Source organism: Cupriavidus sp. KK10, assembly GCF_018223725.1.
Classification (GTDB): Bacteria; Pseudomonadota; Gammaproteobacteria; order Burkholderiales; family Burkholderiaceae; genus Cupriavidus; species Cupriavidus necator.
This window is the reverse complement of sequence record NZ_CP073677.1, coordinates 1,069,116-1,082,293: the sequence shown is the minus strand read 5'-3', so window position 1 is coordinate 1,082,293 and position 13,178 is coordinate 1,069,116. Positions and strand designations below refer to the sequence as shown.

Below are 13,178 nucleotides of genomic sequence, written 5' to 3'. Positions count from 1 at the left end.
TCACAGCCCCAGAATCATCTGGCTGATGATGTTCTTCTGAATTTCGTTGGACCCGCCATAGATGGAGGTCTTGCGATAGTTGAAGTAGTACGCGGCCAGCGGCGCGGCGTCGTCGTAGCCGGTCACGGCGTGCTCGGTCTCGCACTCCAGGTAGGCGGTGTCGAACGGCTGGGCGTACGGGCCGACGGCCTCGACCATCAGCTCGGTCAGCAACTGCTGGATCTCGGTGCCCTTGATCTTGAGCATCGAGGCCTCGGGGCCGGGGCCCTTGCCTGCCGCTTCGCTCGAGACCACGCGCAGCACGGTGATTTCCAGCGCCATCAGTTCGATTTCCAGCGCGGCCACCTTGGCGCCGAACACCGGGTCTTCCAGCAGCGGCTTGCCGTTCTTCTGCTGCTGGCGCGCCACGCGCTTGAGGAAGCCCAGCTCGCGCTTGGAGTTGCCCACGCGGGCAATGCCGGTGCGCTCATGGCCCAGCAGGTACTTGGCGTAGGTCCAGCCGCGGTTCTCGTCGCCGACGCGGTTCTCGACCGGCACCTTGACGTTGTCGAAGAAGACTTCGTTCACCTCATGCTCTTCGTCGAGCATGATGATCGGGCGCACGGTGATGCCCGGGGTCTTCATGTCGATCAGCAGGAACGAGATGCCCTCTTGCTTCTTGGCTTCGGGATCGGTGCGCACCAGGCAGAAGATCATGTCGGCGTGCTGGCCGAGCGTGGTCCAAGTCTTCTGGCCGTTAACGATGTAGTGCTTGCCGTCCGAAGTCAGCTCGGCGCGGGTCTTCAGCGAGGCCAGGTCCGAACCCGAGCCCGGCTCCGAATAGCCCTGGCACCACCAGTCGGTGCAGTCCAGGATGCGTGGCAGGTAATACGACTTTTGCGCCTCGCTGCCGTACTTCATGATTACCGGCGCGACCATCGCCACGCCGAACGGCAGCACGCCGGGCGCGCCGACGCGGGCATTCTCTTCATCCCAGATATGGCGCTGGGTGGCGTTCCAGCCGGTGCCGCCATACTGGACGGGCCAGTGCGGTGCCGACCAGCCCTTGCCGGCCAGGGTCTTGTGCCAGCGCACCAGGTCGTCGCGGTTCGGACGCCGGTGGTTGAGAATCTTGCTGCGGATGTCCGCCGGCAAGTTGGCTTCGAGCCAGCTACGCACTTCCTCGCGGAAGGCGTTGTCGGACGCCGAGTAGTTGAGATCCATGCCCGTCTCCAGTGGTGCCGGCTTGGCGTGGGGCCGCCGGCGGTTGTTCTGCCTGCACGTCAAGCGCCGACAGCAACGGGCACAAGACGCAATTCAGTGAGCCGTCTGCTTCAGCGCATCCGGCACCACGAGCGGGAAAGTCTCGATGCCCTCTTCGGCCAGCGCCTGCACCTCCTCCGCCGAGGCCGAACCGCGAATGCCGCGTTCCGGCGCCTCGTCATAGTGCATGCGCCTTGCCTCTTCGGCAAAGCGCTCGCCAACGTCCTCGGTCTGTGCCAGCACCTGCTTCACTGCCTTCATATAGAGCGCTTGCAGTGTCGCCGGTGCGGCAGCCGGCTGCGCCGGCCTGGCGCCGCCTTCGCGTGCGGTCGCGCCCGACAGGTTCAGGCGCGGCGCGCTGGGCAGCCGCGTCACGGCGTGGTCGCCACAGACCGGGCATTGGACGAGGTCACGCGAGATTTGCGACTGCGCATCTTCCTCCGAGGCAAACCAGCCCTCGAAACCATGGTCATGCGCGCAGCGCAGGTCGAGCACCTTCATGATCTTTCCAGCCCGTCAAAAGCTATATTATCCGCGAATCGAAATTTTGTGAACGGTCGTGCTAAATTTTTTAGAACGACCGTTCGTGAACAACCGCATGGCGCAGAATCCACGCGGCTCACTACTCACTATACGGCGTAATGCGGCAGCGGCTGTTCGCCCGGTTGCCAGGCACCCGAGATCACTTTTTCCAGCCAGAACGCGCCAATGATGGTTTTTACGTCGGTGATGCGGCCGCTGCGGACCCAGTCGATCACCTGCCCCACCGGTGTGATGAAGGTTTCCAGGAACTCGCCGTCGTCGAGCTGCGCCTCGCCGTGCGTCAGGTCGCGCGCCAGGAAGACGTCGATGAACTCGGTGGAATAAGAGATAACCGGGTGGATGCGCGTCAGGTAATCCCAGCGCGCCGCGCTGTAGCCCGTCTCCTCCAGCAGCTCGCGTTCGCCGCAGCGCTGCGCGCCCTCTTCCGGATCGAGTTTGCCGGCAGGGAATTCCAGCATCACTTCGCCGATCGGATAGCGGAACTGGCGCTCCATCAGCACGGTGCCGTCATTGAACAGCGGGATCATCATCACCGCGCCCGGATGGACTACGTACTCGCGCCCGGTCTGCTTGCCGTCCGGCAGCCTGACGATGTCTTGCTTGAGGGTAAGGAACTTGCCGCGATGGACCGTGGCCGAGGCGACGCACACTTCCTTCAGTGCGTCGTCGTTCCCGGTAGGTTCATCGGTAGACGAGGTGCCGCGTTGGATCTTGTCGGTCATGGACGCTCCGGATCAGGCAGGGCCCGGCGCCGACAAGACCGGCTTCAGGCCGTGCGGTGTTTGACGAGGTATTGCCAGGTGAAGCCCGGGAAGGCAAACACCAGCATCATGCAGGCGGTGATGGCGTAGAACTGCCAGCCCTGCGGGAAGGCATTGCCAAGGCTGGCCTCCACAGCAAAGCCGGCGGCGCCGGCCACCGCGAACCAGACGATCAGTTCCAGCAGGCGCAGCCACAGCGGCTTGCGCGCCTGCCGCAGGGGGATCAGCGCGAACAGGCGCTGGTTCACAAACGGCAGGTTCGCACTGATCAGTGCCAGCAGGATGACAAACCAGCCGCTTGCGGATGCGCTCATGGGGTGTGGCGGATCAGGAACCCAGCGTCGAGCGGATGGCCTGGTAGCACAGGTTCATCAGCGCGGCCGGGAAAATGCCCAGCAGGATGACCGCGGCACCATTCACACTCAGCATCGAGCGCAGGCCAAAGGTCGCTTCCAGCTGCTCTTCGCCCACCGGTGCATCGAAGTACATCAGCTTGACGATGCGCAGGTAGTAGAACGCGCCGATCAGCGAGAACATCACGGCCACCACGGCCAGCCAGGTCATGCCTGACTTGACCACCGCATCCAGCACCGCCAGCTTGGCATAGAAGCCCACGGTCGGCGGGATGCCGGCCAGCGAGAACATCATCACCAGCATCAGGAAGGCAAACCACGGGTTGCGGCGCGACATGCCCTTCAGGTCTTCCAGGGTCTCGGCCTCGAAGCCCTTGCTGGTGCGCAGCAGGATGATGCCGAAGGTGCCCAGCGTGGTCAGCAGGTAGGTCACCGAGTAGAACATCGCCGAGCTGTACGCATCGGCGGCGCCGTCAGCCTTGTTGGCCACCACGCCCGACAGCAGGCCCAGCAGCACGAAGCCCATGTGCGAGATGGTCGAGTACGCCAGCATCCGCTTCAGGTTGCTCTGCACGATGGCGGTCAGGTTGCCGATGGCCAGCGAGATGATCGACAGCACCACCAGCATCATTTGCCAGTCGCTCGCCAGCGGGAGCAGGCCTTCCACCAGCACGCGGATGAACAGCGCGAAAGCAGCAACCTTGGGGCCGCCGGCGATCAGCAGCGTCACCGCGGTCGGCGAACCCTGGTAGATGTCCGGGATCCACATGTGGAACGGCGCAGCACCCAGCTTGAACGACAGGCCGGCAACGATAAAGACCACGCCAAAGGCCAGCATGGTGGTGTTGACGCGGCCCGACTCGACCACGCGGAACACCTCGCCCAGGTTCAGCGAACCGGTGGCGCCATACATCATCGAGATGCCGTACAGCAGGAAGCCCGAAGCCAGCGCGCCCAGCACGAAGTACTTCATCGCCGATTCCGAGGTCACGCGCGATTCGCGGCGCAGTGCCACCAGTGCGTACGACGACAGCGACAGCAGTTCCAGGCCCAGGTACAGGGTCAGGAAGTTGTTGCCGGTGATCATCACGATCTGGCCGCCCAGCGTGAACAGGGCCAGCATGTAGAACTCGCCGGCGAACATGTCGCGCTCAGCCAGGTAGCGGCGCGTGTACACCAGCGTGACGAACAGGCCCGCCGCGCAGAACGCCGATAGCACGTTGGCCATCGGGTCGATCACGACCAGGTTGGCGAACGCGTAGTGCGTCTCGCCGGCGGCGGCGTTCAGGCCAAACCACACCGTCAGCACCAGAGTGGTCAGCAGCGACAGCGGATAGGCAACGCTTTGCTTGCCCTTGCCGCGCGCAAGGTCGACCCAGTTGATCGCAGCGATGGCGATCGCCAGGAAAATGATCGGCGCCACAGGGCCGAGTGTCGAGGACGGTTGCATGTTGATTTCTCTCCCCGATTACAGCTTGGACTGTGCCGCGTGGGACAGCAGGTTCACCACGGACGCGTGCATCACGTCGGTAAAGGGCTTCGGGTGCAGGCCCATGTACAGCGTCATGATGGCCAGAAGGCCGAGCATGACGAACTCACGCTTGTTCAGGTCGGCCAGCTCGCGCACGTGCTGGTGGACGACGTCGCCGAAGATCACGCGCTTGACCATCCACAGCGAGTAGGCGGCGCCGAAGATCAGGGCGGTGGCAGCCAGCAGGCCGATCCAGAAGTCGAACTTGACCGCGCCCAGGATCACCATGAATTCGCCGACGAAGCCCGAGGTGGCCGGCAGGCCGCAGTTGGCCATGGCGAAGAACACTGCCAGCGCGGCGAACTTGGGCATGGTGTTGACCACGCCGCCGTAGTCGGCGATCTGGCGCGAGTGAACGCGGTCGTACAGCACGCCGATGCAAAGGAACATCGCGCCGGAGATAAAGCCGTGCGAGATCATCTGCACGATGCCGCCCTCCACGCCGATGTCGCTGAAGATGAAGAAGCCCAGCGTGACGAAGCCCATGTGGGCGATCGACGAGTACGCCACCAGCTTCTTCATGTCGGCCTGCACCAGGGCGACCAGGCCGATGTAGATCACCGCGATCAGCGAGATGGTGATGATGAACGGGGCCAGGTAGTGGCTGGCGTCAGGCGCGATCGGCAGCGAGAACCGCAGGAAACCGTAGGCGCCCAGCTTCAGCATGATGGCGGCCAGCACCACCGAACCGCCAGTCGGCGCTTCCACGTGGGCGTCGGGTAGCCAGGTGTGCACCGGCCACATCGGCACCTTGACGGCGAAGGCGACGAAGAAGGCAATGAACAGTGCGATCTGCTCGTTCATCGACAGCTTGGCCTGGTGCCATTGCAGGATGTCGAAGGTGCCGGTCTTGTTGTACAGGTACAGCAGTGCGATCAGCGTCAGCAGCGAGCCAGCCAGCGTGTACAGGAAGAACTTGAACGCGGCATAGACACGGTTCGGGCCGCCCCAGACGCCGATGATGATGTACATCGGGATCAGCGTGGCCTCGAAGAACACGTAGAACAGCATGCCGTCCAGCGTGCAGAACACGCCGACCATCAGGCCCGACAGGATCAGGAACGAGGCCATGTATTCCGCCACACGCTCGGTGATCACTTCCCAGGCCGAGATCACCACGATCACCGTGATGAAGGCGGTCAGCACCACGAACCACATCGAGATGCCGTCAACCCCAAGCAGGTAGTTGATATTGAAGCGCTCGATCCAGTTCGCCTTCTCGACGAACTGCATGGCCGCGGTGGTGCGGTCGAAGCGGAAGACCAGCGGCAGCGTGACGACGAAGCTCGCGATCGAGCCGAACAGCGACATCCACCGCACGAAGCCCGGACTCCGGTCCGAGCCGAAGGCGAGGATCAGCAGGCCGAAAAAGATAGGCAGCCAGATTGAGAAAGACAGAACCATTTCTATGTATTCCTTACTTGGTGCCTATCACTTGGTGCCGATCACGCCCGTGACCGTCAGCGTCAGCAGCACCAGCATGCCGACGATCATCGCGAATGCGTAGTGGTAGATATAGCCCGACTGCAGGTAGCGGCTTGCCGAAGCAAACGAAGCCACCACGCGCGCCGCGCCGTTGACGAACAGGCCGTCGATCAGGCTCTGGTCGCCGCCCTTCCACAGGCCGGTACCGAGCAAGCGTGCGCCGCGGGCGAACACGGCCTGGTTGATGGCGTCCATGTAGTACTTGTTGTCGAGCAGCTTGTACAGGCCCGAGAAGCGGTTCTTGATGGCCTCGGGGATGTCCGGGCGCTTCATGTAGAAGAACCACGACAGCACGACCCCGGCGATGGCCAGCCACAGCACGGGCGTGGTCAGCGAGTGCAGCGCCATCGGCACCCAGCCGTGGAAGGCTTCCTCCAGCTCGGCCATGGCGTGGTGGTTCTCGCCGACGAAGATCACGTCCTTGAAGGCGATGCCGTGCTTGAAGAAGTTGCCGAACAGCATCGGCTCGATCGCGATCGCGCCGATGATCACCGACGGGATCGCCAGCAGCACCAGCGGCAGGGTCACCACCCACGGCGACTCGTGCGGCTTCTCGCCGGCGGCCAGGCCATGGTGGTGGTCGAGCGTGACTTCCTCGTCCTCGTGGTCGCCCTCATGGTGCTGGTGGGCATGGTTCTGGCCCCAGCGCTCCTTGCCGTGGAAGACCAGGAAGTACATGCGGAACGAGTAGAACGCGGTGACGAACACGCCGGCCAGCACGGCGAAGTAGGCAAAGCCCGAACCGGCGATATGCGACTCGGCCACGGCCTCGATGATCGAGTCCTTGGAGTAGAAGCCCGCGAAGAACGGCGTGCCGATCAGCGCCAGCGAACCCACCAGCGAGGTGATCCAGGTGATCGGCATGTACTTGCGCAGGCCGCCCATATTGCGGATGTCCTGGTCGTGGTGCATGCCGATGATGACCGAACCGGCGCCCAGGAACAGCAGTGCCTTGAAGAACGCGTGCGTCATCAGGTGGAACACGGCCACCGAGTAGGCCGAAGCGCCCAGCGCCACAGTCATGTAGCCCAGCTGCGACAGGGTCGAATACGCGACCACGCGCTTGATGTCGTTCTGGATGATGCCCAGGAAGCCCATGAACAGCGCCGTGATGGCACCGATCACCAGCACGAAGGACAGTGCGGTATCCGACAGCTCGAACAGCGGCGACATGCGCGCGACCATGAAGATGCCGGCGGTCACCATGGTTGCCGCGTGGATCAGTGCCGAGATCGGGGTCGGGCCTTCCATCGAGTCAGGCAGCCAGACGTGCAGCGGGAACTGCGCCGACTTGCCCATCGCGCCGATGAACAGGCAGATGCAGGCCACGGTGATCATCAGCCAGTCGGTGCCCGGGAAGATCACGGTCGCCAGCTGGTCGCGCGCGGCGAACACTTCGGTGTAGTTCATGCTGCCGGCGTAGGCCAGCAGCAGGCCGATGCCCAGGATAAAGCCGAAATCGCCGACGCGGTTGACCAGGAAGGCCTTCAGGTTGGCGAAGATGGCCGTCGGGCGGGTGTACCAGAAGCCGATCAGCAGGTACGACACCAGGCCCACCGCTTCCCAGCCGAAGAACAGCTGCAGGAAGTTGTTGCTCATCACCAGCATCAGCATCGAGAAGGTGAACAGCGAGATGTAGGCGAAGAAGCGGTTGTAGCCGGGGTCCCCGTCCATGTAGCCGACGGTGTAGATGTGCACCATCAGCGAGACGAAGGTCACCACGACCATCATCATCGCGGTCAGCGAGTCGACCAGGAAGCCGACCTCCATCTTCAGGCTGCCGATGGCCATCCACTCGTAGACGGTGCCGTTGTAGCCGGCGCCGTTCATCACGTCGAGCAGCACCATCACCGACAGCACGAAGGAAATGGCAACGCCCAGGATCGTGGCCGTATGCGCCACGATCCGGCCGCCGCGCGACTCCGAGGAAAACAGGTCGAAGAACTTGGTACCGAACAGGCCGGCGATCGCGGAGCCGACTAGCGGCGCCAGCGCAATCGCAAGCAGCAGGTTGGGGTTGAGCGTGGTTGCCATAGGACGCTTAGTGGTGTGCGGTCGGTGAGTCTTGGGTATCTACGTAGTGCGCCACGGATCAGCCCTTGAGGGTATCCATGTCGTCCACGTTGATCGTATCCAGGTTGCGGAACAGCACAACCAGGATGGCGAGACCGATTGCCGACTCGGCGGCGGCCACCGTGAGGATGAAGAAAACGAAAACCTGACCAGCCAGGTCGCCCAGGTAATGCGAGAAGGCGACGAAGTTGATATTCACCGCAAGCAGCATCAGTTCGATCGCCATCAGCAGCACGATCACGTTCTTGCGGTTCAGGAAGATGCCGACGATGCTGATCGCGAACAGGATCGCAGCGAGGACGAGGTAGTGAGCGAGAGAGAGCACAGCGTTTCTCCGGGCTTTAGTTCTTATTGGCGGCAGCCGCGGCTTCCGTCTGCTGGGTCTGGCCTTCGGACTGCATCGGCACCAGGCGCACGCGGTCGTCGCGGCGGGTGCGCAGCTGCGCCGATACGTCCTGGGCCTTGACGTCCTTGCGGCGGCGCAGGGTCAGCGCCACGGCGGCGATGATCGCCACCAGAAGGATGATGCCGGCCACTTCGAAGGCGTAGATATAGTCGGTGTAGATCAGCTTGCCGAGCGCGGCGGAGTTCGAGTAGCCCGGGTCCTGCGAACCGCTGGCGGCCACCGGCGTGGTGGTGCCGATGAAGTTGCGCACCAGCACGATCGCCATCTCGGCGATGATCAGCGCGCCCACCACCGAGGCCATCGGCACGTAGGTCCAGAAATCCCGCCGCAGGTGCTCGATGTCGATATCGATCATCATCACCACGAACAGGAACAGCACCATCACCGCGCCGACATAGACCAGCACCAGCAGGATGGCGAGGAATTCCGCCTTGAGCAGCATCCAGATCGCCGCGGCCGTGAAGAACGACAGCACGAGGAACAGTGCGGAATGCACCGGGTTCTTCGCAGTGATGACTTTCAGTGCGGAGAGCACCAGCACCAGCGCAAAGACGTAGAAGATGGTGGTCGTGAGTTCCATGGTCCCTATCGGATCCTCTCTGGGCCGTCCGGCACAAGCCATCCCCTCGGGTGGCCCGCTCCTGCGGCATCCTTGCATTGGCCCCTTGCATTGCAGGGACCGCATTCAAATTCGGTGGCGGCGGCTGCCAGGTCTGCTGCTTGCGGCAGCCGCCAACCGGCGTTACTTCTGGCCGAGATTTCCGGCCGGTGATTCAGCTTAGCGGTACTTCGCGTCGGCAGCCTTGGCTGCGGCGATCTGCGGCTCGTAGCGGTCGCCCACTGCCAGCAGCATGTCCTTGGTGAAGTACAGGTCGCCGCGCTTCTCGCCGTGGTACTCCAGGATCTGCGTTTCCACGATGGCGTCGACCGGGCAGGCCTCTTCGCAGAAACCGCAGAAGATGCACTTGGTCAGGTCGATGTCATAGCGGGTCGTGCGGCGCGTGCCGTCGGCGCGCGCGTCGGACTCGATCGTGATGGCCAGCGCCGGGCACACCGCCTCGCACAGCTTGCAGGCGATGCAGCGCTCTTCCCCGTTCGGGTAGCGGCGCAGCGCGTGCAGGCCACGGAAGCGCGGCGAGATCGGCGTTTTCTCTTCCGGGAACTGGACGGTGATCTTGCGCGCGAAGAGATAGCGGCCGGTCAGGGCCATGCCCTTGAAGAGTTCCTTCAGGAGCAGGCTGTTGAAGAAGTCCTTGATGGCGAGCAGCATGATGCTTCCTAGTATTTCCACACGGTGCGCGCCACGGCGCGCACCGTCGTTTGGCCGTTCAGTGCCAGATGTTCCAGGGCGACTTGATCCAGATCGCCACGATGATCAGCCACGCCACCGTCAGGGGGATGAACACCTTCCAGCCCAGGCGCATGATCTGGTCATAGCGGTAGCGCGGGAACGAGGCACGGATCCAGATGAAGACGGACAGCAGCAGGAATACCTTGATCACCAGCCAGAAGAAGCCCGGGATCGCGTTGGTCAGCACGCTATCGACCGGGGGCGCCCAGCCGCCCAGGAACATCAGCGCGGTCATCGTCGAGATGATGATCATGTTGATGTACTCGGCCAGGAAGAACAGCGCGAAGCCCATGCCCGAATACTCGATCATGTGGCCGGCCACGATTTCCGACTCCCCTTCCACCACGTCGAACGGGTGGCGGTTGGTTTCGGCCACGCCCGAGATGAAGTAGACGGCGAACATCGGCAGCAGCGGCAGCCAGTTCCACGACAGGATGTTGATGCCCATGTCGGCAAAGTAGCCGGTGTTCTGGCCGTTGACGATGGCCGACAGGTTCAGGCTGCCGGCAACCATCAGCACCGTCACCAGCGCAAAGCCCATGGCGATTTCATACGACACCATCTGGGCCGCGGCACGCATGGCGCCGATGAAGGCGTACTTGGAGTTCGAGGCCCAGCCGGCCAGGATCACGCCGTACACGCCCACCGAGCTGATCGCCATCACGTACAGCAGGCCGGCGTTCACATCCGCCAGCACCACTTCGGCCTGGAACGGAATCACGGCCCAGACCGCCACGGCGGGCATCAGCACCATCAGCGGGGCAATCAGGTACATGCCCCGGCTGACCTGCGTGGGCATCATGACTTCCTTGAGCAGCAGCTTCAGCACGTCGGCGATCGGCTGCAGCAGGCCCAGCGGGCCCACGCGGTTCGGGCCGATACGGACGTGCATCCAGCCGATCAGCTTGCGCTCCCACAGGATCAGGTAAGCCACGCACAGCAGCAGCGGCACCACGATGATCACGGCGCGAATCAGGATCCACAGCGGTGTCCAGTAGGCACCCAGCAGGCCCTGTCCTTGCGAGGTAATCCAGTCAATCATGTCTTGTTCTCGCTGTTGTTCTTACGCCGTGGCCACGGTGCCGGTGGCCGGCGCCAGGTCAATGGCCTTCTCTACGGTGACCGTGCCGTACATCGCGCCCAGGCTCATGGCCGCCGGCGTTGCCGCCGGCACGCGCACGGTGTTGGCCGGGAGCGTGGCTTCGAGCACGGCCGGCAGCACCACGCTGCCCTGCCCTTGCGTGACCCGCACCGGATCGCCGGACTGGATGCCAAGGCTGGCGAACAGGTCGGCCGGCAGCGCGATCTGCATGGCGCGGCGCGCGGCAGCGCTCAGCTGCAGCGACTCGGCGCGGCGCACGATCGGGTCGGCGTGGTAGATCGGCACATCGGCAATGCGTTCGATGCCGTTGGCGGCAGCGGCGGCCACGCGGATCGGCGCGTCGGTGGTGTTGTCCAGCTGCGCGTCGACCGGGGCCGACAGCACTTCGACACGCACCGACTCGGCGGTTTCATAGTCGAAGCCAACCACGTCCAGCAGGTTGCCCAGCACGCGCAGTACCTTCCAGCCCGGACGCGATTCGCCCAGGGCGCGCACCACACCGTTGAAGCTCTGCGGCTTGCCTTCGCAGTTGACGAAGGTGCCGGCGGTTTCCGTGAACGGCGTCACCGGCAGGATCACGTCGGCGTACTGCATGGCCGCTTCCGAACGGAACGGCGACAGCACCACCACCGTGCCGGCCTGGGCCAGCGCGGCCAGCGCCTTGCGCGGGTCGGCGGCGTCGAACTCGGGTTCGGTGTTCAGCAGGATGTAGGCCTTGCGCGGCGTGTCCAGCATCGCCTGCGCATTGGCGCCGCCCTGCTTGGGCAGCGCGCCCGCGACATAGCCGCCGACGGTGTTGGCGGCTTCGGTCAGGAAGCCCAGGGTCGCACCGGTTTCGATGGCGATCCACTGTGCCAGCGCGTGCAGCGCCGAGAACTGCGGATGGCGCACCGCCTCGTTGCCGAGGAACACCGCACGGCGCTCGCCCGACAGCAGCGCTTCGGCCACTTTGCCAGCGGCTTCGCCGCCGTCGAATCCTTCAGTGCCGGCCGGGGCAGCAACGCCCTTGGCGGCAGCCACGGCACGGGCCACGCCGGCGAGCGCCGCGGTCCAGCCGGACGGCGCCACGTCGATGCGGGCGGCCAGCGGCATCAGCAGGTCTTCACCGCCGGCACCCAGCACGGCCACGCGGGCACCCTTCTTGGTGGCCTGGCGCAGGCGCGAGGCCAGCAGCGGATGATCCTTGCGCAGCGACGAGCCGATCACGAGCACGCGTTGCAGGGTGGTCACGTCGGCCACCGGCATGCCCAGCCACGGCGCGCCCTTCAGTGCGGCCGAGAAGTCGGTCTGGCGCAGGCGGAAGTCGACGTTGTCGCTGCCCAGGCCGCGCATCAGCTTGCCCAGCAGGAACAGCTCTTCCAGCGTGCTGTGCGGGCTGGCCAGCGCGGCGATCTGGTCGGCGCCATGATCGCGCTTGATGCTGGCGAGGCCGTTGGCCACGTATTCCAGCGCGGTCTGCCAGTCGGTTTCCATCCATTCGCCGCCCTGCTTCAGCAGCGGGCGGGTCAGGCGGTCGGCGCTGTTCAGGCCTTCATACGAGAAGCGGTCCTTGTCGGAGATCCAGCACTCGTTGATGTCTTCGTTTTCCAGCGGCAGCACGCGCATCACGCGCTGGTTCTTGGTCTGCACCACCAGGTTCGCGCCCAGGCCATCGTGCGGCGACACCGACTTGCGGCGTGCCAGCTCCCAGGTACGGGCCGAGTAACGGAACGGCTTGCTGGTCAGCGCGCCGACCGGGCACAGGTCGATCATGTTGCCCGACAGCTCCGAATCGACGGTCTTGCCGACGAAGGTGGTGATTTCCGAATGCTCGCCGCGGCCCAGCATGCCCAGCTCCATCACGCCGGCCACTTCCTGGCCGAAGCGCACGCAGCGGGTGCAATGGATGCAGCGGGTCATCTCCTCCATGGAGATCAGCGGGCCCACGTTCTTGTGGAACACCACGCGCTTCTCTTCCTTGTAGCGCGACTCCGAGGCACCGTAGCCCACGGCCAGATCCTGCAGCTGGCATTCGCCGCCCTGATCGCAGATCGGGCAGTCGAGCGGGTGGTTGATCAGCAGGAATTCCATCACGGACTTCTGCGCCTTGACCGCCTTCTCCGAATTGGTGAAGACCTTCATGCCAGGGGTCACGGGCGTGGCGCAGGCGGGCAGCGCCTTGGGCGCCTTCTCGACCTCGACCAGGCACATGCGGCAGTTGGCCGCGATGGACAGTTTGCGGTGGTAGCAGAAGTGCGGGATGTAGGTGCCCAGCTTGCGGGCTGCTTCCATCACCAGGCTGCCTTCAGCAACCTCAACCTTCTTGCCGTCGATCTCTAGTTCAACCATGTT

General features: G+C 64.0%; 12 protein-coding genes. All 12 read right to left on the bottom strand.

Annotation, left to right across the window (positions count from 1 at the left end; genetic code table 11):
• Positions 1–1,203 (bottom strand): acyl-CoA dehydrogenase family protein, encoded by a 1,203-nt coding sequence (locus KB879_RS05310; RefSeq protein ID WP_013956028.1) that lies wholly within the window; start codon positions 1,201–1,203, stop codon positions 1–3.
• Between the two features lie 93 nt (positions 1,204–1,296).
• Complete coding sequence (locus KB879_RS05305) at positions 1,297–1,743, bottom strand: DUF1178 family protein (protein WP_013956027.1); 447 nt, start codon at positions 1,741–1,743, stop codon at positions 1,297–1,299.
• Positions 1,744–1,871: 128 nt separating this feature from the next.
• Positions 1,872–2,507 carry an NUDIX domain-containing protein gene (locus tag KB879_RS05300; protein ID WP_153955098.1) on the bottom strand — a complete coding sequence of 212 codons (636 nt, stop codon included), beginning with the start codon at positions 2,505–2,507 and terminating at the stop codon, positions 1,872–1,874.
• 44 nt (positions 2,508–2,551) lie between these two features.
• The gene (locus tag KB879_RS05295; RefSeq protein ID WP_013956025.1) at positions 2,552–2,860 is read right to left on the bottom strand and encodes a DUF2818 family protein; all 309 of its coding nucleotides are present in this window, start codon (positions 2,858–2,860) and stop codon (positions 2,552–2,554) included.
• A gap of 13 nt (positions 2,861–2,873) precedes the next feature.
• Positions 2,874–4,349, bottom strand: coding sequence for an NADH-quinone oxidoreductase subunit NuoN (gene nuoN, locus KB879_RS05290; RefSeq protein WP_013956024.1), 1,476 nt, complete (start codon positions 4,347–4,349; stop codon positions 2,874–2,876).
• Positions 4,350–4,367: 18 nt separating this feature from the next.
• A complete protein-coding gene (locus KB879_RS05285) occupies positions 4,368–5,834 on the bottom strand; it encodes an NADH-quinone oxidoreductase subunit M (RefSeq protein ID WP_013956023.1) in 1,467 nt (488 codons plus the stop codon).
• 27 nt (positions 5,835–5,861) lie between these two features.
• Positions 5,862–7,949, bottom strand: coding sequence for an NADH-quinone oxidoreductase subunit L (nuoL, locus tag KB879_RS05280; RefSeq protein WP_013956022.1), 2,088 nt, complete (start codon positions 7,947–7,949; stop codon positions 5,862–5,864).
• Between the two features lie 58 nt (positions 7,950–8,007).
• Positions 8,008–8,313: an NADH-quinone oxidoreductase subunit NuoK gene (nuoK, locus tag KB879_RS05275; protein ID WP_013956021.1), complete on the bottom strand. Its 306-nt coding sequence runs from the start codon at positions 8,311–8,313 to the stop codon at positions 8,008–8,010.
• 16 nt (positions 8,314–8,329) lie between these two features.
• Complete coding sequence (locus KB879_RS05270) at positions 8,330–8,974, bottom strand: NADH-quinone oxidoreductase subunit J (RefSeq protein WP_041227814.1); 645 nt, start codon at positions 8,972–8,974, stop codon at positions 8,330–8,332.
• Between the two features lie 198 nt (positions 8,975–9,172).
• On the bottom strand, positions 9,173–9,664 hold the full coding sequence (nuoI, locus tag KB879_RS05265) for an NADH-quinone oxidoreductase subunit NuoI (protein WP_010809124.1): 492 nt from the start codon (positions 9,662–9,664) through the stop codon (positions 9,173–9,175).
• A 58-nt stretch (positions 9,665–9,722) separates the two neighbouring features.
• Positions 9,723–10,787, bottom strand: coding sequence for an NADH-quinone oxidoreductase subunit NuoH (nuoH, locus tag KB879_RS05260; protein WP_013956018.1), 1,065 nt, complete (start codon positions 10,785–10,787; stop codon positions 9,723–9,725).
• Positions 10,788–10,808: 21 nt separating this feature from the next.
• A complete protein-coding gene (gene nuoG, locus KB879_RS05255) occupies positions 10,809–13,175 on the bottom strand; it encodes an NADH-quinone oxidoreductase subunit NuoG (protein WP_153955096.1) in 2,367 nt (788 codons plus the stop codon).
• Positions 13,176–13,178 lie beyond the last annotated feature (3 nt).

Excerpts from the sequence above, each read along its gene's own strand:
- KB879_RS05310 (WP_013956028.1), bottom strand. The coding sequence starts at position 1,203 with ATGGATCTCAACTACTCGGCGTCCGACAACGCCTTCCGCGAGGAAGTG.
- KB879_RS05305 (WP_013956027.1), bottom strand. The coding sequence starts at position 1,743 with ATGAAGGTGCTCGACCTGCGCTGCGCGCATGACCATGGTTTCGAGGGC.
- KB879_RS05300 (WP_153955098.1), bottom strand. The coding sequence starts at position 2,507 with ATGACCGACAAGATCCAACGCGGCACCTCGTCTACCGATGAACCTACC.
- KB879_RS05295 (WP_013956025.1), bottom strand. The coding sequence starts at position 2,860 with ATGAGCGCATCCGCAAGCGGCTGGTTTGTCATCCTGCTGGCACTGATC.
- nuoN (WP_013956024.1), bottom strand. The coding sequence starts at position 4,349 with ATGCAACCGTCCTCGACACTCGGCCCTGTGGCGCCGATCATTTTCCTG.
- KB879_RS05285 (WP_013956023.1), bottom strand. The coding sequence starts at position 5,834 with ATGGTTCTGTCTTTCTCAATCTGGCTGCCTATCTTTTTCGGCCTGCTG.
- nuoL (WP_013956022.1), bottom strand. The coding sequence starts at position 7,949 with ATGGCAACCACGCTCAACCCCAACCTGCTGCTTGCGATTGCGCTGGCG.
- KB879_RS05270 (WP_041227814.1), bottom strand. The coding sequence starts at position 8,974 with ATGGAACTCACGACCACCATCTTCTACGTCTTTGCGCTGGTGCTGGTG.
- nuoI (WP_010809124.1), bottom strand. The coding sequence starts at position 9,664 with ATGCTGCTCGCCATCAAGGACTTCTTCAACAGCCTGCTCCTGAAGGAA.
- nuoH (WP_013956018.1), bottom strand. The coding sequence starts at position 10,787 with ATGATTGACTGGATTACCTCGCAAGGACAGGGCCTGCTGGGTGCCTAC.
- nuoG (WP_153955096.1), bottom strand. The coding sequence starts at position 13,175 with ATGGTTGAACTAGAGATCGACGGCAAGAAGGTTGAGGTTGCTGAAGGC.